Origin of the sequence: Blastopirellula sediminis, assembly GCF_020966755.1 — a bacterium.
Lineage (GTDB): Bacteria > Planctomycetota > Planctomycetia > Pirellulales > Pirellulaceae > Blastopirellula > Blastopirellula sediminis.
Genome location: NZ_JAJKFT010000010.1, coordinates 898188 through 922532 on the forward strand (window position 1 = coordinate 898188; position 24345 = coordinate 922532).

The 24345-nt window shown below is 58.7% G+C and carries 23 protein-coding genes; 16 read left to right on the forward strand and 7 right to left on the reverse strand.

Annotation, left to right across the window (positions count from 1 at the left end; genetic code table 11):
* Window positions 1-17 precede the first annotated feature (17 nt).
* Complete coding sequence (locus tag LOC68_RS15270) at window positions 18-1109, forward strand: carbohydrate-binding family 9-like protein (protein WP_230220297.1); 1092 nt, start codon at window positions 18-20, stop codon at window positions 1107-1109.
* Here the strand turns inward: LOC68_RS15270 and LOC68_RS15275 are convergent.
* Both LOC68_RS15275 and argS read right to left on the reverse strand, forming a co-directional pair.
* Entirely contained in the window at window positions 1106-2014 is a 909-nt protein-coding gene (locus LOC68_RS15275; protein ID WP_230220299.1) for a DNA-methyltransferase, read from the reverse strand. The genes LOC68_RS15270 and LOC68_RS15275 overlap by 4 nt on opposite strands.
* A gap of 5 nt (window positions 2015-2019) precedes the next feature.
* Window positions 2020-3984 (reverse strand): arginine--tRNA ligase, encoded by a 1965-nt coding sequence (argS, locus tag LOC68_RS15280; protein ID WP_230220301.1) that lies wholly within the window; start codon window positions 3982-3984, stop codon window positions 2020-2022.
* Between the two features lie 349 nt (window positions 3985-4333).
* Here argS and LOC68_RS15285 point away from each other — a divergent pair, with 349 nt between their 5' ends.
* The 11 genes from LOC68_RS15285 (at window position 4334) to LOC68_RS15335 (ending at window position 15049) form a co-directional block, all read left to right on the forward strand.
* A complete protein-coding gene (locus LOC68_RS15285) occupies window positions 4334-5053 on the forward strand; it encodes a lipoate--protein ligase family protein (RefSeq protein ID WP_230220303.1) in 720 nt (239 codons plus the stop codon).
* 275 nt (window positions 5054-5328) lie between these two features.
* Window positions 5329-5931 carry an RNA polymerase sigma factor gene (locus tag LOC68_RS15290; RefSeq protein WP_230220304.1) on the forward strand — a complete coding sequence of 201 codons (603 nt, stop codon included), beginning with the start codon at window positions 5329-5331 and terminating at the stop codon, window positions 5929-5931.
* The gene (locus LOC68_RS15295) at window positions 5928-7379 is read left to right on the forward strand and encodes a serine/threonine-protein kinase (RefSeq protein WP_230220306.1); all 1452 of its coding nucleotides are present in this window, start codon (window positions 5928-5930) and stop codon (window positions 7377-7379) included. Before LOC68_RS15290 ends, LOC68_RS15295 begins: the two co-directional genes overlap by 4 nt.
* Complete coding sequence (locus tag LOC68_RS15300; RefSeq protein ID WP_230220308.1) at window positions 7363-8691, forward strand: hypothetical protein; 1329 nt, start codon at window positions 7363-7365, stop codon at window positions 8689-8691. Before LOC68_RS15295 ends, LOC68_RS15300 begins: the two co-directional genes overlap by 17 nt.
* Before the next feature lie 201 nt (window positions 8692-8892).
* The gene (locus LOC68_RS15305; RefSeq protein ID WP_230220310.1) at window positions 8893-9267 is read left to right on the forward strand and encodes a hypothetical protein; all 375 of its coding nucleotides are present in this window, start codon (window positions 8893-8895) and stop codon (window positions 9265-9267) included.
* A gap of 359 nt (window positions 9268-9626) precedes the next feature.
* The gene (gene rpe, locus LOC68_RS15310; protein ID WP_230220312.1) at window positions 9627-10313 is read left to right on the forward strand and encodes a ribulose-phosphate 3-epimerase; all 687 of its coding nucleotides are present in this window, start codon (window positions 9627-9629) and stop codon (window positions 10311-10313) included.
* A gap of 22 nt (window positions 10314-10335) precedes the next feature.
* Window positions 10336-10920 carry a histidine phosphatase family protein gene (locus tag LOC68_RS15315; protein ID WP_230220314.1) on the forward strand — a complete coding sequence of 195 codons (585 nt, stop codon included), beginning with the start codon at window positions 10336-10338 and terminating at the stop codon, window positions 10918-10920.
* Window positions 10921-10971: 51 nt separating this feature from the next.
* Window positions 10972-11832 carry an acetyl-CoA carboxylase, carboxyltransferase subunit beta gene (accD, locus tag LOC68_RS15320; protein ID WP_230220316.1) on the forward strand — a complete coding sequence of 287 codons (861 nt, stop codon included), beginning with the start codon at window positions 10972-10974 and terminating at the stop codon, window positions 11830-11832.
* Between the two features lie 186 nt (window positions 11833-12018).
* A complete protein-coding gene (locus tag LOC68_RS15325) occupies window positions 12019-13434 on the forward strand; it encodes a DMP19 family protein (RefSeq protein WP_230220318.1) in 1416 nt (471 codons plus the stop codon).
* 135 nt (window positions 13435-13569) lie between these two features.
* Window positions 13570-14316 (forward strand): hypothetical protein, encoded by a 747-nt coding sequence (locus LOC68_RS15330; protein ID WP_230220320.1) that lies wholly within the window; start codon window positions 13570-13572, stop codon window positions 14314-14316.
* Window position 14317: 1 nt separating this feature from the next.
* A complete protein-coding gene (locus LOC68_RS15335; RefSeq protein WP_230220322.1) occupies window positions 14318-15049 on the forward strand; it encodes a hypothetical protein in 732 nt (243 codons plus the stop codon).
* A 174-nt stretch (window positions 15050-15223) separates the two neighbouring features.
* Here LOC68_RS15335 and LOC68_RS15340 read toward each other — a convergent pair whose 3' ends face one another.
* Together LOC68_RS15340 and LOC68_RS15345 are read right to left on the reverse strand one after the other, a co-directional pair.
* Entirely contained in the window at window positions 15224-16189 is a 966-nt protein-coding gene (locus tag LOC68_RS15340; RefSeq protein ID WP_230220324.1) for a C-terminal binding protein, read from the reverse strand.
* Between the two features lie 83 nt (window positions 16190-16272).
* Entirely contained in the window at window positions 16273-17370 is a 1098-nt protein-coding gene (locus LOC68_RS15345) for a DUF1570 domain-containing protein (RefSeq protein WP_230220326.1), read from the reverse strand.
* A 243-nt stretch (window positions 17371-17613) separates the two neighbouring features.
* Here LOC68_RS15345 and LOC68_RS15350 point away from each other — a divergent pair, with 243 nt between their 5' ends.
* On the forward strand, window positions 17614-18864 hold the full coding sequence (locus tag LOC68_RS15350) for a hypothetical protein (RefSeq protein WP_230220328.1): 1251 nt from the start codon (window positions 17614-17616) through the stop codon (window positions 18862-18864).
* A gap of 106 nt (window positions 18865-18970) precedes the next feature.
* The gene (locus LOC68_RS15355; RefSeq protein WP_230220330.1) at window positions 18971-20077 is read left to right on the forward strand and encodes a peptidylprolyl isomerase; all 1107 of its coding nucleotides are present in this window, start codon (window positions 18971-18973) and stop codon (window positions 20075-20077) included.
* Between the two features lie 46 nt (window positions 20078-20123).
* On the opposite strand, the gene LOC68_RS15360 is transcribed toward LOC68_RS15355, so the two are convergent.
* Complete coding sequence (locus tag LOC68_RS15360) at window positions 20124-20468, reverse strand: hypothetical protein (protein ID WP_230220332.1); 345 nt, start codon at window positions 20466-20468, stop codon at window positions 20124-20126.
* 223 nt (window positions 20469-20691) lie between these two features.
* Here LOC68_RS15360 and LOC68_RS15365 point away from each other — a divergent pair, with 223 nt between their 5' ends.
* Both LOC68_RS15365 and LOC68_RS15370 read left to right on the forward strand, forming a co-directional pair.
* Window positions 20692-22350 carry a solute:sodium symporter family transporter gene (locus tag LOC68_RS15365; RefSeq protein ID WP_230220334.1) on the forward strand — a complete coding sequence of 553 codons (1659 nt, stop codon included), beginning with the start codon at window positions 20692-20694 and terminating at the stop codon, window positions 22348-22350.
* Window positions 22350-22718 carry a cupin domain-containing protein gene (locus tag LOC68_RS15370; RefSeq protein ID WP_230220336.1) on the forward strand — a complete coding sequence of 123 codons (369 nt, stop codon included), beginning with the start codon at window positions 22350-22352 and terminating at the stop codon, window positions 22716-22718. The genes LOC68_RS15365 and LOC68_RS15370 overlap by 1 nt, the downstream gene beginning before the upstream one ends.
* Before the next feature lie 55 nt (window positions 22719-22773).
* Here LOC68_RS15370 and LOC68_RS15375 read toward each other — a convergent pair whose 3' ends face one another.
* Complete coding sequence (locus LOC68_RS15375; RefSeq protein WP_230220338.1) at window positions 22774-23136, reverse strand: hypothetical protein; 363 nt, start codon at window positions 23134-23136, stop codon at window positions 22774-22776.
* A gap of 138 nt (window positions 23137-23274) precedes the next feature.
* Window positions 23275-24237 (reverse strand): DUF1559 domain-containing protein, encoded by a 963-nt coding sequence (locus LOC68_RS15380; protein WP_230220340.1) that lies wholly within the window; start codon window positions 24235-24237, stop codon window positions 23275-23277.
* Window positions 24238-24345: the final 108 nt, after the last annotated feature.

The window sequence follows — 24345 nt, forward strand, 5'->3', positions numbered from 1 at the left end:
TGCAGGCGATTTTCCTGATGAACATTTTGAAGTCGCTGGTTACGCGGACGGCGATCGCCGTGGTCGCTCCCCTTACTCTTTCCTTCGCGACGATCGCGCTGGCCGAGTCGCCGTTCACGCTGACTCCGCGGGGCTATGTCGTCTACCGAGCCGCCGCGGCGCCCAAGATTGACGGCAAGCTGAGCGACGACGAATGGGGCAAGGTTCCGTGGAGCGAACCGTTTGTCGATATCGAAGGCGCCGACCATCCGGCCCCAACGCACCAGACGCGGATGAAGATGACGTGGGACGACGAGGCGCTCTACATCGCCGCGGAACTTGTCGAGCCGAACGTCTGGGGGACGTTGACCGAACATGACTCGGTGATCTTTTACGATCCGGACTTTGAAGTCTTCATCGATCCGGACGGCGATAACCACATGTACGCCGAGCTGGAGCTGAACGCGCTGAACACGACGTGGGATCTGCTGCTGAACAAACCGTACAAAGATGGCGGCAAGGCGGTGAACGGTTGGGAGATCATGGGCCTCAAGACCGCCGTCGCGATCAACGGCACGATCAACGATCCAAGCGACGTCGACCAAGGGTGGACGGTAGAAATCTCCTGGCCGTGGAAGGGACTGCAAGAGTTGTCGACCGCGAAGTTTCCGCCGCAGGATGGAGACCGACTGCGTATCGATTTCTCGCGAGTCGAATGGGACGTCGTTACCAAAGCGGGAAAGACGGAAAAGGTCCCTAATCGCCCCGAGCACAACTGGGTCTGGTCGCCCCAAGGGGTCATCAACATGCACCGTCCCGAGACCTGGGGCGAAGCGCTCTTTAGCACCCAAAACGTCGGCGCCGTCACGTTCAAGCAAGACCCGGCCCGCCCTTACAAGACGCTGCTCCATAACGTTTACTACGCTCAAAAGGCGTACCACGAACAGCATGACGCTTACGCCGCCGATCTATCGCAGCTCGATCTCCACGTCGACGGCCTGAAGCAAGTGACGCTACACGCGACGCCCCATGCGTTCACCGCTTCGATCAAAACGCCGGAATCGGCAGGCGGAAAGAGCTGGGTGATTGACCAGGATTCGCTTCTTTTAACGCCGGAACCGCGGCGCTAGAACAGCACGCGCTCCGTCATCTTCGCCAGTCGCCGCCGCGCCATCTCGCAATACTCGGGCGATTGATCGACGCCCAGATAGTGTCGTCCCAGCTTGCGGGCCACGACGCCGACCGTTCCGCTTCCCATGAAGGGATCAAGCGCGATTCCTTCCGGCGGACAGGTCGCGAGCAAACAGGTTTCGACCAGTTTCTCCGGGAAGACGGCGAAGTGGGCTTCGCGGAATTTGGAGAGGGGGATCGACCAGACGGTTCGTTTGTTGCGTCCTTGGGGATGGAACGCTTGATCCCAGCGGCCGTCGTGCAGGTTTGAGGAGCCGCCGTTTTTGCCTGCCTCCGGCGTGCTGCCGCGCTGATGGAAGTGGCGGCGGCCTCCCTTCATCTGGCTCTTTTCGCTGAAGGTGACGTGCGGCTCGCGGATCGCGTCGGCGTCGTAGTAGTACTCTTTGCTCTTGCTGAAGAAGAAGACGTACTCGTGATCGGTGGTGGGGCGTGTCTTCACGCTCGACGGCATCGCGTTCGGCTTTTGCCAGATGACGTCGCTCCGCAAGATCCAGCCGGCGTCCTTCATCGCCAAGGCGAATCGCCACGGCATGCCGAGCAGCTCGCCATTGACGTATTTGTCCCCCAGCACCACCCAAAGGGAACCGCTCTCCTTCAGCGTTCGTTGCACTTGAGCGAAGAGGGCGACCAGACGCTCGATATACTCAGCCGGCGTTTTCTCCAGACCGATCTGCTCGTCGCCGGAGTAGTCGCGCTGCTGGAAGTAGGGGGGACTCGTGACGACCGCGTCGATGAATTCGTCGGGCCACGCGGCGATGACCTGCGTCGCATCGCCGCACTCAATCGAGTCGAGCGGGGGAGGGGAGAGCTTCCCCGATTTGGAGGGCGAGTCCTTTCGCGACATTTGGCTCACATTTTGTCGACGGTCGAAATCCCGAGTAACGCGAGCCCCTGTTGTATCACCCGAGCGGTCAAATCGCAAAGCAATAGCCGGCTCTGCTTCTGCTCGTCGGTCTCGGCCTTCAGCACCGGGCACTGCTCGAAGAAGGTCGAATACGACTTGGCCAGCTCTTCAAACAAGTAGCTGGTCAGCTGATTGGGGCGATAATCGGCGATCGTATCTTGCAGCGCTTCGGGGAGCCGCAGCACTTTCATCGCCAGCGCCCGTTCGGCCGGAGACGAAACGCCGATCTTGGCGCCGCTGGTGCGGAGCGCCGCAATATCGACTTCGCCGCGGCGGAAGATGCTTTGCACGCGGGCGTAGGCGTACTGCATGTACGTCGCCGTGTTCCCATTGAGCGCCAACATCTTGTCGTAGCTGAAGACATAGTCGGTCTCGCGATTCTGCGACAAGTCGCCATACTTCAAACCGCCGATCCCGACCCGCTGCGCGACGTCGGCGTACTGCTCTTCGCTGAGCTGTCCATCTTTGTCGTTCTCGCGGACGATCTTGTCGGCGCGGGAAACCGCTTCGTCGAGCAAGCCTTCGAGCCCGACCGTGTCGCCGGAGCGCGTCTTGTACGGCTTTCCATCTTCTCCCATCACCGTGCCGAAGCTGACATGCTTCAGCTCGATGTCGGCATAACCCCACTTCTTCGCCGCGGCGAAGAGCTTGTCGAAGTGTTCCCCCTGGCGGAAGTCGACCACGTAGAGGATCGCGTCAGGCTTCCATTCGCGCATCCGATATTCGATCGTCGCCAGGTCGGTGGTCGCGTAGAGGAACGCCCCATCCTTCTTGCGGATGATCATCGGCGCTTTGAAACCGTCTAGGAAGACGCAGAGCGCGCCTTCCGACTCTTCAGCGAATCCTTTTTCGATGAAGTCGTTGACGACAGGGCCGAGCTGATTGTGATAGAAGCTTTCCCCCAGTTCGTAGTCGAACGTCACGTCGAGCCGCTGATAAATCCGCTGAATGTCTTCGCGGCATTTCGGCAGGAACTCGTGCCAGAGGGCGAGGTTTTCTTCGTCGTCGGCGTGCAGCTTGGCGGTCTCGTTCAAGACGGCCGTGCCGATGTCGGAATGTTCGGCGGCGATCTTGGCGAACTCCGGATCGGCGGCGAGCGCGCTGAGCTTCGCTTCGTCCTTCACCAACTCTTTGCTCGCATCCTCGGCTTGACGCTGCAACTTCTCCAGCTCTTTGGTCGCCTTCTTGTCGGCCGCTTTGTCGCCGGTCGGCGGCATCGCCTTCCGCTCTTCGATTTCGGCCGCCATTTCCATCAGCTTCGACTTGCGAGCCGGCAGCGACTTCTGACCGTCGATGTAGTCGATGATCTTCCGGACTTCGCGATAGAGCCGCGACAATTCGGCGACCGGGCTTTCGTGATACGCTTCGTTGTTGCGGAAGTGCTTGAAGCCGTAAATGATCATCCCGAACTGCGTCCCCCAGTCCCCCAGGTGGTTGTCGGTGATCACTTCATGCCCCAGGAAGCGGAGCGTCTTGGCGAGCGAGTCGCCGATCACGGTCGAGCGGATGTGCCCGACGTGCATCGGTTTGGCGACGTTCGGCGAAGAGAAGTCGAGGACGTACTTCTTCGGCGCTTCGACCAGCGGCACGCCGATCCGCTCATCGGTCACCGCCGCGGCCAGTTGCGCTTCGATCCAGGCGTCCTTCAGCTTGATATTGATAAAGCCCGGCCCGGCGATTTCGAGCGGCTCGCACATGTCGGAGAGGTCGATTTTCTCGACGATCTCCGCGGCGATTTCCCGCGGATTTTTCCCCAACTTCTTGCCGAGCGGCATCGCGCAGTTGGCCTGATAGTCGCCGAATTTGGGGTCGTTGGTCGGCCGAATCATCTCGAGCAACGGCGCCGTTTCGTCGACCAGCGGGGACAAAACAGCGTCAAATCGACCACGCAGGACTTGCAGAATGTTCATACGGCGTAAGGAGTTGGGTCCAAAAAACGAGAGCGCAAACGGCCATTTTCAGACGATTTCCGGCATTTTACAAGGGCCGGGGAATAGAACACGGAGGCCACGGCGGGGAACGCGGCAAGAGACACGGTAAGAGAGAGGAAGGTATTTAGACGCTACCGGCGAATAACCGAACCTTCAAATCCTCGCTATTTCTTGCGGCGTTTCTTACCGTGCCGAATCCGTGGCCTCCGTGTTCCATTCCTCGACCTTCCCCTGGGCGCTGAGGCGATCAGCAACGACACTCAAGTGTGAAAAAGGGGTCAGGTCTCTTTTTCACGTCTTACGCCTCACTCCACCAGACACGCCGCCGATGTACTTGTTCGATCTCACGTTGCCGACGCCGGAGGAGAATCTGGCTCTCGACGAAGCGTTGCTCGAAGCCAACGAGGCTGGCGAATTGGTCGGCGACGTTTTGCGGCTATGGGAACCGACCGGGCCGCTGGCGGTGATCGGCCGCGCTTCGAGGATCGCCGAAGAGGCGAATCTGCCGGCTTGTGCGGAGCGAGGCGTGCCGGTCTTTCGCCGGACCAGCGGAGGCGCCGCGATCGTCGCCGGGCCAGGCTGTTTGATGTACGCGGTCACGCTCAGTCTGGCCAATCGAGAACATCTCCGGGCAATCGATCTCTGCCATCAGTACGTGATGGAGAAGATGCTCGCCGCGCTGTCGCCCTATGTCGAAGGGGTCGCGTTCCAAGGGACGTGCGATCTGACCTGGAACAATCGAAAGTTCAGCGGCAACAGCCTCCGCGTCAAGCGCGACCATGTCCTTTATCACGGCACGCTCCTCTATGACTTTCCGCTGGAGCTCATCGCCGATTGCCTCCGCCACCCGCCGCGGACGCCTGACTACCGCGAGCAGCGCGACCACACGCAGTTCGTCACCAACTTGCCGATTTCGCGCGAGCAGCTGAAAGCGGCGCTGATCGAAACGTGGGGCGCCGACCAGCCGCTCACCGAATGGCCGCAGCAGCGAACCGCCGATCTGGTCGCCGAGCGGTATGCAACCGATGAGTGGAACCAGATGCGGTAGCGTCACGCGCAATACTAGCCCGAGGCGCGAGCCGAGGGAATGTGCGCGAACCTATCGAAAAAGACACTATCCAGCGCCAGCCGCAAATTGGTTGCGACCTCTTCCCCGCAACCCACCGCATTCCCTCGGCTCGCGCCTCGGGCTAGTATTTCCCCGCTTTCCCCATTCCAAAAAAACTTTTCCCTTGCAGAAAGGTTTTCCGCTCTCGCGTGTCTTACCATAGGAGGGCAATCGCCTTCGCTCGCTCTTCTCCCACGCATGAAGCGACTTAAACCTTGCCGCCACTTCCAGATACGCGCGAAACGCTGATCCGCCGGCTGCCGGACGCCGCTGATGTGGAAGCGTGGGACGCATTTATCGAGATTTATGAGCCGCTGTTGTTTCGGCTCGCGCGGAGCAAAGGGTTTCAGCAAGCCGACGCCGAGGACTTCGTCCAGGAAGTGCTAGCCGCGGTCTCCAAAGCGGTCGGGCGATGGGTCGACGACGAAAATCGCGGTACGTTCAAGGCCTGGCTGTTTCGCATTGCGCAAAACATGGCGATCAACTTCATGACTCGGCCGCGGCATCAACGACTCGGATCGGGCGACAGCCAAATCGCCGGCCTGCTTGCTCAGCATCCTGATCCCAGCAGCGAGTCGACGCAGATGTTCGCCCTCGAATATCGCCGCGAACTCTTTCGCTGTGCGGCGGAGCAAGTTCGCACGCAAGTCAACGAGCGGCAATGGCAAGCGTTCTGGAAGTCGAGCGTCGAAGCGCAGCCGATTCCGGAAGTCGCAGCGGAGTTAGAAATGAGCGTCGGCAGCATTTACATCGCGCGGAGCCGGATTACCAAACGGATCCGCGAAAAGATCTTCTTCCTTGAGGAGCAATCACGATGACGATCGGCTCTTCCCACTGCAGCGACGAACATTTTTTGCTGTTGCTCGACGGAGATGAAACGTCATTGGAGTTTCGCACCGCGGCCGAGCATGTCGAACATTGCCCCACGTGCCAACAGCGTTTGACGGAACTCTCCGGCGATCATGACTTCTGGCAGACGCAGCGTCAGCTCTTGAGCCCGGTCGAAGATGATCAAACCAACACCGGCGAGCTCTATCGTTACCATTCGATCGAAACGAATGTCGCCGAACGCCGCGGCGCCGTCGAAACGCTGGTCCGCGACATGCTCCAGTCGCCATCCCATCCCGAAACGCTCGGGCGACTCGGCCGCTATGAAGTGGAACGAATCATCGGCGTCGGCGGGATGGGGATCGTGCTGAAAGGGTTCGATACCGAACTGCATCGCCCCGTCGCGATCAAACTGCTGGCGCCCCATTTGTCCCGGATCGGCGCCGCGCGGCAGCGATTTGCTCGCGAAGCCCGCGCTGCGGCGGCGGTCGTGCATGAGCATGTCGTCCCGATTCACAACGTCGAGTCGAACGTCGACCATCCTTATCTGGTGATGCAATACATCGCCGGGCAATCGCTGCAGGCCCGCGTCGACGAGTCGGGCCCGTTAAGCGTTTCCGAGATCCTGCGAATTGGCATGCAGGCCGCATCGGGACTCGCCGCCGCTCACGCGCAAGGTTTGGTTCACCGCGACGTCAAGCCGGCGAACATCTTGCTGGAGAATGACGTCGACCGCGCGTACCTGACCGACTTTGGGCTCGCCCGCGCTGCGGACGACGCCAGCTTGACCTATACCGGCGTCGTCTCCGGCACGCCTCATTACATGTCCCCCGAGCAAGCGGACGGGCGGCCGCTGGATCATCGCTCTGACCTGTTCAGTCTCGGCTCGGTCCTCTACTTCATGGCGACCGGTCACCCACCGTTTCGGGCCGAACGCCCGATGGCGGTGCTCAAAAGAACGTGCCACGACCCGCATCGTCCGGCGATGCAGGCCAACGCCGAGATCCCGGAAGAGCTGTCGGAAACGATCGATCGCTTGCTCGAAAAACAACCCGACCGTCGCTTCGCCACGGCCGCCGACTTGCAGAAGAAGCTGGAGCGGATGCTGGCCGACTTGCAGCAAGGGAAGCTGCGACTAAGACATGCACCGCTTGTTCGCCCTTGGATACTCGGCAGCGCAGCCATAACGGCGCTGGCGCTGTTCGTGCTGATGGGAATAACGTTCTACATTACCGCCGGTGTGACTCGTCGACCGGCCGATCCAGGACGCCGTTATCCGATCGTCAACGACAGCGTCGAGTCGATTCAGGCTCGCCTCCAAGCGTTGGAAGGACCAAGCCAAGTCGAGTTGGACTCGCTTCGCTTTCAATTGAACTCACTGGAAGAGATCCCATTCCCCGAAACGGATTTGCAGGAACGAAATGATGCTCAAAACTAAGTGGAATCGTTGGGTCGCGGCGGCGACGTCGTTGTTACTGGTCGGCGTTACCTACGTCGCACTCTTCGCCCAAGAGCAAGATGCCAAGCCAACGGCAACGCTGACCGCCAAGACGTTGACCATCCAAGGTAAACCGAACGAGCCTGACACGTTGATTTTCGTTTCGGGCGAGGAGGGGGGCATTACGCTCAAAACCGAGCAGTCGCCGACTGCGGCGGAAGACGAAGCGGTCATCCGTGTGCCGCTCGATTCGAACACTTTTCCCGGCGAGTGGCTGAATCACAACAAAGGGAATCGAGCGATCTTTCTGTTCGCCGAAGGGACCGGCATCACCAAACAATCGGTGGGAACCCATCGGATCGGCAGCCTCTATGAGATTCGAGAGTTCACGCCGAAGTCGCCCAGCGATAACGTCTTGCTGGTCACATTGGAAATCGTGCATCAAATCAATCCCAAGACCGCGGCGCACATCGCTGCCGGCGAGCAGAAAGAAGTCGACGACTATCACGCCAAAAAGTTCCGGTTTCTCCTCCGCGGCCTTGTGCCGTTGGGCGAACCAATTCCGGATGCGACGGCGCCGATCAATTACCCACGCGATCCCTCGGCATTTCCACCGCAGATGATGCCGATGCCACCAGCTGCTGCTAGTCCGAACTTTTCGATTCCGGCCTCTGGATTTCCGACGACTTCTCCGCCGATTACCGCGGCCGTTCCCCAACAGAAGGCATGGTTTGAAATGCGCCCGAAAACGGAATTGCCAGCGACGGGAACCGCCGCGCCGCATACGTCGGGTCGTTGGGTACCAGGCGAAGTGGCGCCTCCCCATCTCGTGTATGAGCCAAAGTCTCCGCCGGTCTCCCATGCTCCTCCAACGTCCTACGCAGCGCCGATCGCAGTCCCCACCAATTTTCCGGCGTCCGCAACCCTTCCCCCGTCCCCCTACGCAACTCTCGGGCAATATGGTTCGCCCCCTGTCTACTTCCCGCACGCCGCGCCGATGTCCCCCTCCATCATTCCTTCACCGCGGGGCAACGCGATGCAGGCCGCGATCACCAAGTTAGAAGGGGCGAAGTCAGACGAGGAAAAGGAAACGGCTCGCACCGAACTGCGTAAGGTCCTGACCGAAATCTTCGCCGCCGATATGCAAAATCGGGACAAGCAGGCGGCCGACATCGAAGCTCGCGTCAAGAAACTGCGCGAGCAGTATGACGCTCGCGAGAACGCCAAGGACGAGATTATTGAGCTGCAACTGAAGCTGCTTGAGAAACAGGCCGAAGGGCTGGAGTTTCCTGGCAGCGGACCAGCGCGGTAGCGTAGCGAAAAAATAGTAGCCCGAGGCGCGAGCCGAGGGAATGTGCGCGAACCTATTGAATAAGGCGTTATCCGTTGCCGGCCGCAAATTGGTTGCGACCTCTTCTCGGCTACATGCCACTTTCCCTCGGCTCGCGCCTCGGGCTACGATGTGTCCGGCTTCGCTTGCGAAGCCGGCATTTTTCTTTTCTTGGGCAGCTTGATGGCGCATCGACATATTCAACCGCGGAAGGATGAAACGTTTCTCTCCGTCGAGGAAACCAAAACGCGGTTATCGCTGGCGTTCCCGGAATGCGTCTTTGATGACCAGCAAGGAACGGAGATCGCCGACACGATGATCGCCAAGCTCGAGCAACTGCGCGCTCCGGCCGACCTGCTCGCCTTTTATTACGACCGCCGCGACGAAGCGACGCGGTGCTTTGTGTCTGACTCGTCGATCTCTGCGGAAGGGGTTCAGTTCACCCTGTGGCGCGACGGGCCCCTCTTCATCGGTTTCCATTCGGCTTCGCACGAAGAAGCGACGTTGCCGCTGCTCGATCGAATCGCCGCAGCGCTCGACTATGAGGTGTCTTGGTAGTGGGGCGCCAGGCGCAGGCCGACGCCGATTTGATTTCACGTTCCAGTTAACGGCAAGATTTTTCGCCTCACAGGGGGATCGAGGGGGCTTTTCTCAATTATTTGCGCGTTTTAACCCGTTGTCTGATTGCGGGTTACGTCAATGCCTCGTTCAGGGCGCTGACTCGCTGTGTGGCCGTTGTTACAATTGGCCGAACTGGAAATGTCCCGGAGTAACGTAGGCTTTTAATTCCTTTACGGCAGTTTACGCAGTCGTCCCCCAACTTCTTTACCCAGCGTCTTAGCCTACAGACCGGTTTCGTCACTTGCGGCGAATTGAGCAAACCACATTTATCCTGACGCACTAGCTTCTTAAGACATATGTCACGCGACCACCTAGCTCAGCTTCGTGAAGCTGCGCCTGTTATTCTCCCCTCGCTCTTGTTGTGCGACTTCGCCAACTTGGAGCGTGAGGTTGAGCGCTTGCTAGCAGCCGGCGTGAAAGCTCTGCATCTGGATGTGATGGACGGCATATTTGTCCCAAACATGACCTACGGAATGCCGATTGTCGCCGCGTTCCGAAAATTGACCGATCTGCCGCTCGACGTTCATTTGATGATCGAGAAGCCGCAGCAGTACATCCGACAATTCCATGAGGCAGGCGCCGACGTGATCACCATTCACGCCGAAGCTGTCGATGACGTCGCTAGCACCTTGCGAGAAATCCACTCTCTGGGCTGCGGCGCCGGCGTGGCGATTAATCCCGACACCCCGGTCGACGTCATCTTCGACGCCCTGCCCGAGGCGGATCTCGCGTTAATGATGAGCGTCAACGCCGGTTTCGGCGGTCAGTCGTTCAATCCGGTCGCCCTCGACAAAATCCGAGAGGTACGGCGGATCAATTCCGACGTGCTGATTGAGATCGACGGCGGCGTAAATTTGGATACTATTGGGCGCTGCACGGAAGCGGGCGCAGACTTGTTGGTAGTCGGGTCGGCCATTTTCGGCAAACCGGACTACATCACGGCAGTCCGCGACCTGAATTCGGCCGCGGTCGCCGCCTCCTGATCAGCATAGGTGTAGCTTTTATATGTTGCGCGTTGCGCTCATTCGTCCCGGCTGTACCGACTACGACATACAAGGCCGGATCCGCGGCACGTTAAACGTTCCGCTTAGCGACAAAGGTATTACTCAGGTCCAGCACGCGGCCCATGAGATGGCCGATCTCTCGATCGACGTCGTCTACTGCGGCCCCTGCCAACCGGCGGTGCAAGCGGCCGAAATCATCGCCAAGGTCCACATGGCCAAGGTGAAAAAGATCGACAAGTTTCGGAACCTGGACGTCGGACTGTGGCAAGGGAAACTGATCACCGAAGTGAAGCAGAACCAGCCGAAAGTCTATCGACAATGGCAGGAAAACCCGGATGGCATCTGCCCACCTGAGGGAGAGATGCTAGCGGACGCTCGTAGTCGCGTACGGACCGCCCTGGACAAGATTTGTAAGAAATATCAAAACTCAAAAAGCGTTGCCGCGATCGTAACGCCCGAGCCGATCGCGTCGGTGATTCGCTGCGAATTGCTACATCACTGCATCGGCGACCTTTGGAAAGCCGAAGAAGGTAACTGCGGCAGTTGGGAACTGATCGAAATCTCCCCCCAACCCGCCCTTCGTTAATTAGAATAAAAGTACCGCCACTGTCGGCGGCAACAGCCAGAAGGAAATCGAATGTCGTCGACTACGCCTGAGTTCGCCGCCGCTGCAGCCGCCGCCGAAGGTGTCAAACGTGCCAAACGCGGAGTGCCGGAAGGTCTGTGGCAACGCTGCCCCGGATGCCAGGCGGTGATCTTCCGCAAGCAAGCCGAAGAATTGCTCAGCGTTTGTCCCGAATGCGAACATCACTGGTACGTCTCGGCCGCCGATCGCATGGAGCAAGTGCTCGATAGCGGCACCTTCGAAGAGTGGGACGCCGAGCTGATGCCGACCGACCCGCTCAAGTTCGCCGACCAAAAGAAATACGCCGATCGCCTGGTCGCGGAACAAAAGCGAACCGGTCTGCGTGATGCGGCCCTGACCGGCTGCGGCATGATTCGCGCTCGTCGCGTCGCCATCGGCGTCACTGACTCGGCCTTCATCATGGGAAGCATGGGTTCGGTCGTCGGCGAACGTCTCGCTCGCCTGGTCGAACGAGCCGCCGATCAAAACCTGCCGCTCATCATCATCAGCGGCTCCGGCGGTGGAGCTCGTATGCACGAAGGGATTCTCTCCCTGATGCAGATGGCCAAGGTAACCGCCGCGCTGGCTCGCTATCACGAAATGGGCGGTCTGTTCATTTCGGTTCTGACCAACCCGACCATGGGCGGCGTCGCCGCCAGCTTTGCGTCGCTGGGGGACTTGATCTTCGCCGAACCGAAAGCGCTGATCGGCTTCGCCGGCCCGCGTACGATCAAAGCGACCATTCGCATCGAACTGCCGGACGGCTTCCAGACCAGCGAATTCCTGCTGGAACATGGTTTCGTCGACCGCATCGTCCCGCGTGCTCGCCTGAAGAGCGAAATCGCCCGCGCGATCGACTACTGCGGCAAGTAGTCGGTAGGGCAGGCCGTGCCTGCCTTTACAAACACGCGTTCAAAACAAAGGCTGGGTTTCGACCCAGCCTATTTTTTTGCGCGGGAAGGAAACAACCTGCCTGTCAGTCGCCGCGAGATTTCCCAGACAACCACTTCAGATTATGATGGCCATCGCTCGGTACTAATTCCGCCAGGGAAATCGCTCATGCGAATTGCGATCTCAACCGCCGTCATCCTCGTCGCCGCGCTCTTACCATGGATCGGCGCGTGCAATATGCAGTCGGACGAACCGACCGACGAAGCCGAAACTGTCGCACCATCAGCTGTGCCCGATTTTCCTAAATCTCATCGAGTCGCGTCGCCTGACGAAATCCAGACGCTGATCGACCAGCTTTACGTTCCTGGCGACGATCGTAATCGAGTCTCGCGTGTAAAGTCGCTTGGCACGCAAGCCATCCCGCTATTGATCGCAGAATTGAGTTCGGAACGGGCATACTCTCAAAAGTTTCCGATGCCAAAATTCCCTCTGGATGACGAGTGGGCGTTCACTCGCCTTTGCGACGCCCTGGAAGAGACTTCTCCATCCGCCGCGGCGAAACCGCTTGCCAGATTTGCAACGCATCCTGCCGCGGAAGTCCGACGGAACGCGGCCATTCTGCTCGGAAAGATCGGCACGGAAGAATGCGTCAAGCCGCTTACGACGCTGCTGGCCGACGATGATGACCAGGTTCGCGGCTGGGGAATGCTGGGAATTCAACGTGGGCTCGAGGAAGGACGTCGTGACGAGAAGTTTCTGCAAGCGATCTTCCCGGCGCTAGAGCCGCTACTGGCACTAGAAGATAGTTCGGTAGATGACGAAGCGCCTGGACTGCTGTTGACCATCGATCGTCAACGCGCGGTCGCCGCCATCCTGAAGAGTGAACGGTTCAATTCGGCGAACATCCAGTTCGCATCCAATCTAAAAGCGCTGAATGAGCTGCAAATATCGGTCCCACACGAATTGTTGTTGCCGCAACTCTCGCAGCTGGAGCCAATCAGCGGCGAATTCCCCCACATGTATAACTTTTCTGAGGCGCTCATCGCTTACGCCCGCAACCCAGACGCGAACGCCAAAGCGTATTTGCAGAAGCAGCAGAGCGAAAACGAAGATGAAATGGTTCGCGAATACGCCGCCAAAGGATTAGCGATCCTGGACGGCGTCGACGACGCGGAAGAGTTCATTACGCTTCACTACTACGACGTCGGCTTTGAAAAGTTAACGGCGGAACAGCAGAACTACATCGCGGTGCGGAACTACGAACTGGAGGTCGGCAGCGGCGGACATGATCAGTACTTCGTCAATACCAGCGGCGATGAAATTCAAATCGCCCATCGGGGCCTGATGGCGATCGGAGCGATAAAAAAGGGGAAGGTGCTTGCGGCGGCAATTGCGTTGTTCGGTCCGTCCGGCCCTGCCGTCGATCAAGATGCGAGAATTGAGCAAATGGAGCGGTTTTCGCCAAAGCAAGATGAGCAATTCAACTCGCTTGACGATCAGTTCTATGAAAACGAAGAGGTGATCCCTGAGATGCTTGCGGATTACGTCTTGGAAAACAAATCCCACTTCGCTCCCGCGAAATAGCGCAGCTACTGCGTTCTCTATCCTGTTTCTCTACCGCCGATGTCGGTTTTCATCCAATAACCCCAAGCGGTTAGCGAACTACTTGATGGTTTTTGGGAAAGCGTAAAATGATTCTAGGCGCAATGGCTTCGCAACATGGCAGTTGATGCAATGGTCGAAATCACGACTCGCCCGATGAACCAAGCGGAGCGGGACCTGCTCCAACGAGAGTCTCGCTCTCTGGGAATGGGGTTCGCCATCGTGCTGTCGTTTCTCGCCTTGCTAGGGGGCGGTTTTCTCTCGGCGCTGTTGCGGGGCATCGGTCAGCATTTCGGGCCGACGCACTCGCTATTCGCTTACTGGATCGGCTGGGCGATCGCGGTCATTCTCGGCGCCTTCGCGGCGCGGGCCTATTTCGCCGGCGAACGGCATCGGACCGAAGAGGCGCGGCTCGATCTGGAGAACAGCCAGGTCGAAGAGATCCTGGTGATCGACGCCGATGTGGTCGAGATCAGCATCGACGCGTTGGAAGAGCCGGCCCTCGTCTTTCGTCTCGATGAAAGACGTCTGCTGCTGTTGCAGGGGAACTGGCTCTTCAACGGCGAAACGTACGGAGCCGACTCGGATCGCAGTCTGGACGATATGGACCCGGAGTTCTTCAACGGACTGCGCACTCCCCATTCGTTTCCTTCTTCCAGCTTCGTCGTGACGCGTTTCCCACTTTCGCGACAGATTGCCGCGATTCGAGTCGATGGAGAGTATGTCGCGCCGCGCACTCTTCGTGTGAAATATGCGGAGAAGCATTGCTCGGTGCTGAGCGACTGCGAGATTTTCCCCGGCACGCTCCACTCGTTAGAACAGTCGCTTGCCGACGCCCACGACGCCGTCAGGAACGAAACGTAACATGTCGAAATTTCATCGTCGCGCTGCGACGGAACAGGAATTAAAAATCCTGGCCAAGCAAGCGGAAACGGGCAAAGTGTCGTATGGCTGCATGACGGTTCTGTTTCTGATCGTCCCGGCAGCGATCCTCTATTTCCTCGGCGATTGGTTCGGCGCCATCATCAGCCCGGAAGCGGCGAGAATTGGTCGCTGGACCTTGCCGACGCTCGCGCTGGTTCTATATCTGGTCATCCTCCGCGAAGTTATTCAGTCGGCGAACAAACTCCGCGCGCAGATTCAAAGGGATCTGGATCACCAGGAAGTCGAAGAGATCCGCGTCACCAACGCGGACGTCGGTTTGATCGGATCAGCCCGACCGAATAGCAACCACGCTCTCGTCTTCGGCATGCCCGATCGACGGCTGCTGTATGTGAAGCTGCTGCCGGAGCTGTTCGAACCGACGACCTATGGCGCGAAAGACGACGCCGCCGTCGCCAAAGGAGACGTGCTGAATCGTCTCGCGGCGCCCTATTCGTTTCCCAGCACCGAGTTCGTCCTCCGTCGTTTCCCTTATTCCGGGGCGCTGCTCGGAATCGATGTCGAAGGAGACTACGCACCGCCGCGCAACTTGCGACCGAGTCTGCGCAACGTGCAGCTCTTCCGCCCCTCAGAGATATTTACGGGGGCGATCGACAATATCACCGAGGTGATTGAGATCGAGCAAGCGCAGCGGAAGCGGGGCGATTCGCTATAGATCCGCAATCATTAGTAGCCCGAAGCGCAAGCGAGGGAAATGCGGTCTCGATGAAATGACAAGTGCCGAAGCTCGAATGACGAACCCTCTCTACCTCATCATTCTGATTTCGACATTCGTCATTTAGCCAAACGCATTTCCCTCGCTTGCGCTTCGGGCTACTATGCGCGGAGTTTAACCCAACACTTCCGGGTTTCGCACATTCTCCGGCGTGCGTCCTTCCAGCCAATCGACCACTTGCTTCGTCGCGCGGCCGCGGAGGTTCTCCAGCGATTCGACCGACACGAACGCTGCGTGCGGCGTTACGATCACGCGGGGATCGTTCATCGGGGCCTTCGACAGATCGGGCGGTTCCGGATCTTGCACGTCGAGCGCCGCGCCGGCGAGTTCGCCTGCTTCGATCGCCGCGGCCAGCGCCGCTTCGTCAATCAGCGCGCCACGCGCGGTGTTGATCAGATAGGCGGTCGGTTTCATCTTCTGGAACTGCTCGGCGCCAAACATGTGCCGCGTTTCGGCAGTCGCAGGGACCAAGAGCGAGATGTAGTCCGATTCGCTCAAGATCCGTTCCAGATCGACCGTTTCGACGCCCGGCATCGTCTTGCCGCTGCGGCTGGTGGCGATCACGCGCATGCCGAGCGCCAGCGCTCGTTCGGCCAACAGCGTGCCGATCTGTCCCAGGCCGACGATCCCGAGCGTTTGTCCGCTTACTCGCCGCATCAGCGGACCGGCCTGCAGTTCGTACCGCCCGTTCTGCGTTTCGTAGTGGTACATCGCAATCTTCCGGGCACACGCCAACAGCAGCGCCAGCGTATGTTCGGCGACTTCGATCACGCAGTAGTCAGGGATGTTGGTGACCGGGATCTTTTTCTCGGTGCAGTAGGCGACGTCGATGTTGTCGAGCCCGATGCCAAGCCGCGCGACGATTTTCAAGTTGGGCGAAGCGGCGATCACCTTGGACGTAACCTTGGCCCAGTTGGTCATGATCGCGTCGACTTGATGTTCGGCGGCGAGAGTCGCCAGCGTATTCTCATCGGTCTGCGTGGCGACGATCAGCTCGACGTCCGCCTTGTCGAGCGTTTGATGCTCGATCTCAAGATCTTTCCAGGCAAAGTCGGTCAGCAGCGCTTTGAATTTCGGCATGGCTCGATCGGCAGGGTAGGGGAGGATGGGGTCAAGGAGCCCATTCTAGCGGATCGCCGCCGTCGATCCTACGCGGCGAAGCGTTACTTCAGCCCTTGAATGTAGCGCAGGAAGCGGGCTTCGAGCATCTCCCAGTTGCTGCCAAACGCCGATTCGAAATCGGCGATCCGCTGCGCTGCAGAATAGTCCGATCCCGGCGGTCGGGCTGCGACGGTCGAGAGATAGCGGGCGAAATTGCGGGGATCAGTTTCGACCAGGTAGAAGCAGACCGCCCACGATTCGCTGTAAGCGATGTCGGGACGTTTCCCGAAGATCTTGTCCGACTCAATCAGCGACTTCAGCGAGCCGCTGGGGCGCGACTTCGCAGCGTAGTCTTGAAACCAATCAAGTCGACCACGATTGATCCGATCGCTCGCACGGCGATAGACTGCCGAGTTCCAAACGCCCGGCGCTTCGAACATGGTCGCCAACCCTTCGACAACCCACTTCGGCTGGATCGCCGTCCGGCTATGGATGCCAGCGTTGAACGCCGTTTGGTGGGTCGCCTCGTGGACCATCGTCGCGGCGTTCTCTTCCCAGAATGCGTCATCCTCCTGGCCGGCCGAGATGTCGTACATCAACACACGGTTGGTCCGTCCCGAATAATAGCCGACCATCCCCGGCGTCACGCGGACCCCCAGCTTGGCCGAATGCTTGGCATATTCGGCGAAGGTCGGAAAGACGACGGCGACCAGGGGAAACTGAGCCGGAGCGACCCGAAAGCCGCGGCTGGTGAAATATCCCTGGAACGAGCGATGGAGCTCTTCAAAGCGGTTGGCCCAGCGATCTCGCTGCCCCGGAGGGTGAACCACCAGGTAATGGCCGGTGCCGGTCACTTCAAACTGGTTCCCAAACTCCCGGAGAAGCTCTCCACGGACCTGCGACTGGCTGAGGGGAGTAAATCCGTCCGCGACCTTGGCGTAACTCTCCGCCTCGCTGGGAGCGAATTCCCAAATCTGCCCATCTACCCCCAGCACCAGCACCTTCTCGGCTGAGTTGAATAGAGAGGTTCCCACCACTTCCTGACCGTCCAGGTCAAATCGGAAGGTCCATGACTGGGCATCGACCTGGCTGCTGCTCCCTAATCCGGCGATTAGTGGCAGAAAAATAAACAGCCACTTATGGGGGAGAAGTTTTTTCATGATTTATGGCTCGTAGGACTCGAAGAATCACTTCACAAATGTAGAATGCAAAAAACCCCCTCGAACGGAGTCTGTGGGATTCTTGTGGAGAATTGCGGCGGCGCCGGTATAATGCGTAGCGATTCTCTCCTCTGCGAAACATCTCCTCCCTACCATTTCGGACTTAAATCAGTGCGCAGTATTCTGTTAGCGCTCACGATTCTCTGTAGCTGCGCGGTCTTCGCGCGAGCGCAAGACGCATCGTTGACGGAAGCCTCGCAAGCGGATGAGTCACAAGCGAAGTTCTCAAAACAGGTCGCTTACCTGGTACGGCAGCTCGACGCCGGCAGCCTTGCCGAACGGGATGAGGCGGAAGCGGGCCTGATGGAACTCGGTCCGAAAGCCCTCGATGAGCTTCCCGAAATCACCGATCGGACGCCGGCCGAAGTAAAGGCGCGACTCGAAAGGATCACCGCTGTTCTGCAAAAGCTTCAAGCCGACAGCGTCACGCAGCCGCAGTTGGTCACGCTCGATTTCAAAGAAGCGCCCCTCAGCGAAGTGCTGGCCGAGATTGAAAAACAATCGGGCAATCGCATCGTCGACTTCCGCGGGAACTTCGGTCAACAAAAGACCGATCCGAAGATCTCGATCCAGTGCGACAAGGCGCTCTTCTGGGAAGCGATCGATCGCGTCTTCGCCGACGCCAACATCACCGCTTACCCTTACGCCGGCGAAAAGAACGCGCTGGCGTTCGTCAATCGCGACGCACCTGGTTTGCCGCTGAACCTGGCGACCTATAGCGGCGTCTTTCGCGTTGAACCGACGCGGATTGAAATGCATCGCAACTTGGCGCCGCCGATTTCGGACGGCATGCGAATCAACTTGCAGGTGACGTGGGAACCGCACCTGACGCCGATCCTGGTCAAGTTTCCGTTCGACGCGCTCGTCGCGGCCGACGATCAAGGGACCGACTTGAAGCTTGCCGACGGCCCGGTGACGTACGACGTCGCGGTCGACAGCGGTCAGACGTCGGTCGACTTCGTCATTCCGCTCAACGTGCCGCCGCGCGGTTCGCAAACGATCGAGTCGCTAAAGGGGAAACTCATCTCGCTCGTTCCCGGACGAGTCGAAACGTTCCGCTTTGATCGCCTGGCCAATACTCGCGGCCTGCGTCAGGAAAAAGGAGGCGTGCAAGTCGCACTCGAGCAGTTCCGCAAGAACCGCGACTTGTATGACGCGCGAGTCGTCGTCCGTTTCCCGGGCGGCTCCGAAGCGCTGCAGTCCCATTTGGGCTGGGTCGATTCCAACGAAATCTATCTCGAAGCGGCTGACGGCGAACGCCTGGAACATGCCGGCTACGAGCGATTCCTCGAAGATTCCGACGCGATCGGGATCGCCTACAAGTTCATTCTCGATGATCGTGAACCGAGCGATTTTACGTTGGTTTACAAAACGCCAGGTTCGATCGTGTCGTTGCCGGTCGAGTTCGAGCTCGACGATATCCCCCTTCCTTAAGGGAACGCTTTCCCCAGGAGTCGCTTTCGCCCGAAAGCCGCTCTCGAAACAAGCGCCGCGCTTCGTTGAAACTTTTGTTCCTCGCACCGTTGGGCGAGATAGCGATATGACATTTCAGATTTGGCCCGGTCACCTGGTACAACTTGCCGTCGTATTCGGTCTGTTGTTCTTGCCCGATACGCTCGGCCGCTCCGGGCATTCGGAAAGTGGGGCCGACGAAGAAACTGGGTATATGGACCCTCGTTTCGAATCGATGGATCGACCCGCCGGCGTTGAGATCGAAGCGTTCGTCAACAACGCGCCGATTTACGACGTCGACGTCGAACGGGCCGCCGCTAAGGCGTTCGGTTCGGCCGGTAGCAGCGATCATGATCTGCCGTTCGGTTTGAAGTCGTCGGTCCTCAATCGCCTGATCGATCGCGAGCTAGCGCTGCAGTACATCGAATCGACCGACTTCCGGCCTTCTTCGTCCGAGATCAGTCGCGAAGTGAGCCGCATCAAGAAAGAGCTAGAAGCCCGCGGCAAGTCGCTCGACGCATTCCTCACCGACAATCACACCGATATGCGGATGCTGCGGCGGAAGATCGCGTGGAGCATCGCCTGGCCGCGCTATGCCGACGCATGTCTGACCGACGACAACCTGCAGCGCTATTTCGACCAGCATCGTCGCGACTTCGACGGTACGCAGCGCAAGTTGTCGCAGATCTTGCTGGCCACCAACGAAAACGAACCGAGTCAAATGATCGAACGCCAACGGGATATCGGCGCGCGACTGCGCGTGCAGATCAAACGAGGCGAAATCGAATTTGCCGAAGCGGCGCGGCGTTACTCTAACGCTCCTTCCAGCGAGCAAGGAGGAATCGTCGGCTGGATCGGACGTCACGACCAACTTCCGGAAGAGATTCACAATGCGGCGTTTGACGCGCCGATCGGCGAAGTCGCCGGGCCGATTCAGACTTCCTTCGGCATTCACCTGATCTGCGTGACCGAAGAAAAGGCTGGCGCCATCCCCTGGGACCAAGTGAAGCAGGAAGTTCGTGTTGCGGCTGAGCGTTATCTCTTCACCTATACGGCCGATCGTGGACGATCGCAGGCCGAAGTGAAGTACCGCAACTCGTACGAGTACCCAGAAGAATACCGCGATTACATGTCCCCGTACCCGGAGCCGCGACGGATGTCGGCGCCTACCTCGATGAAACGAGAAGGGATGTAGTCGGAAGTCGACTTTAGAATCAGCAAAAAAACCAAAGCGGGCGACACTAGCCCGCTTTGCTCTTTTCTTGCATCTCTCGCAGCTCTTTGCGGCGCAGCTCTTCGTTTTGGCGATTCGACGCTAGGCAAACCGCGAAGACTCCCAAGACCACGAACAGCGAGACGAGGATGTAATTCAACACCCAGCTCGGTCCCGCTTCCGCTTCTCCGCCAGCTTCCTGGGCGAACAGAGCCGTCGCCGGACCCAGGACGAACAACATCGTCAGACAGAAAGCGGTCAAAGCGGCCCAAGCATGGCGAATTCGCGAGATCATCGGCAGTCGGTGCGGCAATCGAGGAGCGAAACGGGAAGAGGCGTCGACGGTCAGCCCGCGACGTCGTTGTCTTGGCATTGTACTCTGACGGGCGCTCGTCAGCCAAACGGGGCGGCGACCGAGCCGCAAAAAGCCCGCAAAAATTCAAGGTCGCATATCCGCCGCGACCGGCTGAGCCAGAGGAAGTGAAGCAAAATTTCTCAATAACGCAGAGGAAAAACTCCTTGCCGTCGGGCGGGGATTTATTAGGCTGAACCGTTTGCCCCCGCCCCCCATCTTTTGCGCCTGAGCATCCGCCCCCATGGAAACGCTGATCACAATCTCTTCCTTCGTCTTTTTCACCGCGCTGGTCGGCGTCGTCACGATCATTTTGACGCGTGGCGACCAACATGGCACGTCGACCGGTTACTTTCTCGCCGGCCGTACGTTGACCGGCGGGTACATCGCCGGGTCGCTGATGCTGACCAACCTCTCGACCGAGCAATTGGTCGGGCTCAACGGCGACGCCTATACCGACGGCATCAGCGTGATGGCGTGGGAAGTGATTGCGGCGATGTCGCTGGTGATCATGGCCCTCTTCTTTTTGCCCCGCTACTTGCGACAAGGGATCGCCACGATTCCCCAATTCCTGGAATCGCGGTTTGGCGAATCGACGCGCTCGATCACGTCGTTCATCTTCATCATCGCCTACGCCGGGATCTTGCTTCCGATCATTCTCTACACCGGCGCCAAAGGGATGATCGGCATCCTTGATATGGAAAACAAGCTGGGACTGAATGAGATGCCGGTGATTCTCGGCATGTCGAGCAAATGGCTTTTGCTCTGGGTCATCGTCTGGCTCATCGGCATCATTGGTTCGATCTACGCGATTTTCGGCGGTCTGCGAACGGTCGCCGTTTCGGATACGCTCAACGGCTTTGGGCTGCTGGTCGGCGGTTTTCTGATCGTGTGGTTCGGCTTGCAGGCGGTCGACCAGGGAAATCCCCTCACCGCGCTGGAAACGCTGCAAACCGCGCATCCCGAGAAGTTCAATTCAATCGGCCCCGAGGATGGCAAAGTCCCATTCACCACCCTCTTCACCGGCGTTTTGTTGTTAAACCTCTTCTACTGGAGCACCAACCAACAGATCATTCAGCGCACCTTCGGCGCTTCGAGCCTGAAAGAAGGTCAGAAGGGGGTGCTGCTGGCTGGCTTCTTGAAGATTCTCGCGCCGGTCATCCTCGTCTTGCCGGGCATCATTGCGTTTCACCTGTTCGGCCATACCGAGCTGAAACCGGTCGAAGCGTACGGCAAACTGGTGCAAACGGTGTTGCCGGTTTGGCTCGCGGGATTCTTCGCCGCCGCGATTATGGGGGCGATTCTCAGTTCGTTCAACTCGGCGCTCAATAGCACTGCGACCCTCTTCAGCCTCGGCGTTTACCAACACCTGGTGAATCCGAACGCCACCGAAAAACAGGTGATCAGCTCGGGCAAGTGGTTCGGTACGATCATCGCCGCGCTGTCGATGACGATGGCCCCGATGCTGGAAGGACAAGAGAGCATCTTCGGCTACCTGCAAGCGATGAACGGCCTTTACTTCATCCCGATCTTCTCGGTCGTCTTGATCGGTCTGACGACCAAACGCGTGCCGGCGATCGCCGCCAACATCGCGCTAGTGGTCGGCTTCGTCGCGATCGCGACCGGCTACTTCTGGCCCGATTTTGCGGCGTTTTTCAAAGACAACAACTTCCGCACGTTCCACTTCCTGGGGATTGTATTCGCTTCGCTAATCGCCATCATGTTGATCATTGGTCAGATCAAACCGATGGCCGTTCCGTACGAGGCGAAGGATAGCGGCGAAGTCGACATGACCAGTTGGCCTCTCGCGTGGCCGATTGGAATCGGATTGGTCCTGACGGTGCTGGCGATCTACGCCTACTTCGCCGATTTCAGCGTCCTGTGGACCGTAGCGAGTAACTGATGGATATTTTCAACCTGAACGAAGTCCCCTCGTTCACGACCAAAGACAGCTCGGAGATTCGCGAGCTGTTGTCGCATCGCAATTCCGCGATCCGTCAGCAAAGCCTGGCCGAAGCGCGAATTCCGATCGGCCGCAAGACGATCGCTCACTATCACAAGCGGACCGAAGAGATTTACTACATCACGCAGGGGACCGCCGAGATGAAAATCGACGGCGAAGTCCGTAGCGTGACGGTCGGCGATGCGATCGCGATTCCGCCGGGGGCGACCCATCAAATCACCAACACCGGATCGGTCGAACTTCGTCTTCTCTGCTGCTGTGCACCGGCGTACGAAGATCACGACACGGTGCTGCTCGAAGACGTTTAGATGCCCAGTTAGCCCCGATTGCTTCGCTATCGGGGCTATCCCAGGATTGGGCTCGCTACGAAGCCGACGCGGTCAACGCGTTGGCGGCCGACTTCAGCGTTTCCAACTGCGCTTTCAGCTCGGCGTCGCCAGCCTTCGCTTCGTACATCGATTGCAGCTTCTTCGCTTCGTCGCGCACCTTGACGAATTCTCCGCCCCGTTCGGCGGCGCCGTCGAGCGATTCCAGCATCAGGTCGAGTCTCCCCTTCGCGGACTTCGGCGACTTCGCGGCGCCTTCGACGAATTCGACCACCTGATTACTGACCGTTTGAGCGACTTCCGGATCGGTAACGCCAACTCCCTGACTTCCTTGTCCAGACGGACAGCCGGTGAAGAAGACCAAACAAGCGAGTACGAAAAAGAGGCTTCGAATATGCATGGAAGGGGTACCTGTTAAGAGCGAACTTGCCAAAGAAGAAAAGGAACCGGCGTTTCCCCAAAACGGAAACCCATCTGCACGCATCACGCGGCAGATGGGTTTGAAGAAGACGTTTCCGCAAGAGCGACGTCTGCGGCGTTACGGTAGCGAGGTCGGGTTTCCATCCGCGATGGAAAGCGCGTTCGAGTAGACCGTCGAGTCGATCGTTTCGCCGACGAAGCGGCAGCTCGCATCGCCCAAGCACATGATTACGCCGCCGGGATGGAAGCTGCGTGCCGCGACACCAGCCGTCGAAGCCGCGTCCGGATTCGTGTTCAGACCGAATACGGTTTGGTTCGTGGTGTTCGCCGAGTAGTGGCTCGCGTCCATTCGGGTTTTCGTGTTTGGCGTGATGATCACTTCCGGCGAAGTGCCTGCATTGCGGCCGCAGAAGGTCGCTCCGGTGTTCCAGCCCCAAGCGCCGCGATCGTCCCCGCCGCTGCTCAGATTCATGATTTCGCTAAGAATCACGGAGTTGGACGTTCCGTCAGTCATGTCGCGGAACTTGGCGCCATACTGCCCCACCACGTTAAACGCTCCTTTGCGGGCGCCATTGTTGAAGTCGCCGCGGTTCAATAGTTTTCCGGCGCCTTGGCAGACTGCGTAGTTGACCTTCGCGAAACCGTCGTAGTCTTGGTTCAGTCGCGTCGTCACCGTCGGATGACTCGGGCAAAGGAACGCTTCCGGTTGCTGGCGAGTAACCAAGTTGTTGGTCGTATCGCGAGCAATAACGCCAAAGTTGTACTGCGAGTGCAAGTTGTTCTGTTCGATGAACGGCAGAATCATCAGCGCCCAAGTAGCGCCCCAATTCGCATCGCGGCCGTTTTCCGGAACGGTGGTTCCCGTTCCCAGCCAAATCGCCGCCGGTGGGAAGCTGCCGAACGTATCGTGGTAGTTGTGCATCGCCAGACCAAGCTGCTTCTGCTGATTGGTGCAAGTCATCCGGCGTGCCGCTTCGCGAGCTTGTTGAACGGCGGGAAGCAACAAGGCGATCAACACGCCAATGATTGCGATCACGACTAGAAGTTCAACGAGGGTAAACCCTGCGCGTCGATTACGCATCTGTGAGTACTCCTGATGGAAAAGATGAGATGAAAAGGACGCGATGAGACCGCAAACATGAACAGAGATTAAGCGATTCATTGCGCAAAGTAAGCCTCCATTGTATCG

Bases quoted from the DNA above. Each gene is read 5' to 3' on its own strand.
- LOC68_RS15345 (WP_230220326.1), bottom strand. From the start codon at position 17,370: ATGAAAAAACTTCTCCCCCATAAGTGGCTGTTTATTTTTCTGCCACTA.
- accD (WP_230220316.1), top strand. From the start codon at position 10,972: ATGTCGTCGACTACGCCTGAGTTCGCCGCCGCTGCAGCCGCCGCCGAA.
- LOC68_RS15285 (WP_230220303.1), top strand. From the start codon at position 4,334: ATGTACTTGTTCGATCTCACGTTGCCGACGCCGGAGGAGAATCTGGCT.
- LOC68_RS15340 (WP_230220324.1), bottom strand. From the start codon at position 16,189: ATGCCGAAATTCAAAGCGCTGCTGACCGACTTTGCCTGGAAAGATCTT.
- LOC68_RS15365 (WP_230220334.1), top strand. From the start codon at position 20,692: ATGGAAACGCTGATCACAATCTCTTCCTTCGTCTTTTTCACCGCGCTG.
- LOC68_RS15330 (WP_230220320.1), top strand. From the start codon at position 13,570: ATGGCAGTTGATGCAATGGTCGAAATCACGACTCGCCCGATGAACCAA.
- LOC68_RS15375 (WP_230220338.1), bottom strand. From the start codon at position 23,136: ATGCATATTCGAAGCCTCTTTTTCGTACTCGCTTGTTTGGTCTTCTTC.
- LOC68_RS15270 (WP_230220297.1), top strand. From the start codon at position 18: ATGAACATTTTGAAGTCGCTGGTTACGCGGACGGCGATCGCCGTGGTC.
- LOC68_RS15305 (WP_230220310.1), top strand. From the start codon at position 8,893: ATGGCGCATCGACATATTCAACCGCGGAAGGATGAAACGTTTCTCTCC.
- LOC68_RS15275 (WP_230220299.1), bottom strand. From the start codon at position 2,014: ATGTCGCGAAAGGACTCGCCCTCCAAATCGGGGAAGCTCTCCCCTCCC.
- LOC68_RS15370 (WP_230220336.1), top strand. From the start codon at position 22,350: ATGGATATTTTCAACCTGAACGAAGTCCCCTCGTTCACGACCAAAGAC.
- LOC68_RS15315 (WP_230220314.1), top strand. From the start codon at position 10,336: ATGTTGCGCGTTGCGCTCATTCGTCCCGGCTGTACCGACTACGACATA.
- rpe (WP_230220312.1), top strand. From the start codon at position 9,627: ATGTCACGCGACCACCTAGCTCAGCTTCGTGAAGCTGCGCCTGTTATT.
- LOC68_RS15300 (WP_230220308.1), top strand. From the start codon at position 7,363: ATGATGCTCAAAACTAAGTGGAATCGTTGGGTCGCGGCGGCGACGTCG.
- LOC68_RS15325 (WP_230220318.1), top strand. From the start codon at position 12,019: ATGCGAATTGCGATCTCAACCGCCGTCATCCTCGTCGCCGCGCTCTTA.
- LOC68_RS15335 (WP_230220322.1), top strand. From the start codon at position 14,318: ATGTCGAAATTTCATCGTCGCGCTGCGACGGAACAGGAATTAAAAATC.
- LOC68_RS15380 (WP_230220340.1), bottom strand. From the start codon at position 24,237: ATGCGTAATCGACGCGCAGGGTTTACCCTCGTTGAACTTCTAGTCGTG.
- LOC68_RS15295 (WP_230220306.1), top strand. From the start codon at position 5,928: ATGACGATCGGCTCTTCCCACTGCAGCGACGAACATTTTTTGCTGTTG.
- argS (WP_230220301.1), bottom strand. From the start codon at position 3,984: ATGAACATTCTGCAAGTCCTGCGTGGTCGATTTGACGCTGTTTTGTCC.
- LOC68_RS15355 (WP_230220330.1), top strand. From the start codon at position 18,971: ATGACATTTCAGATTTGGCCCGGTCACCTGGTACAACTTGCCGTCGTA.
- LOC68_RS15360 (WP_230220332.1), bottom strand. From the start codon at position 20,468: ATGCCAAGACAACGACGTCGCGGGCTGACCGTCGACGCCTCTTCCCGT.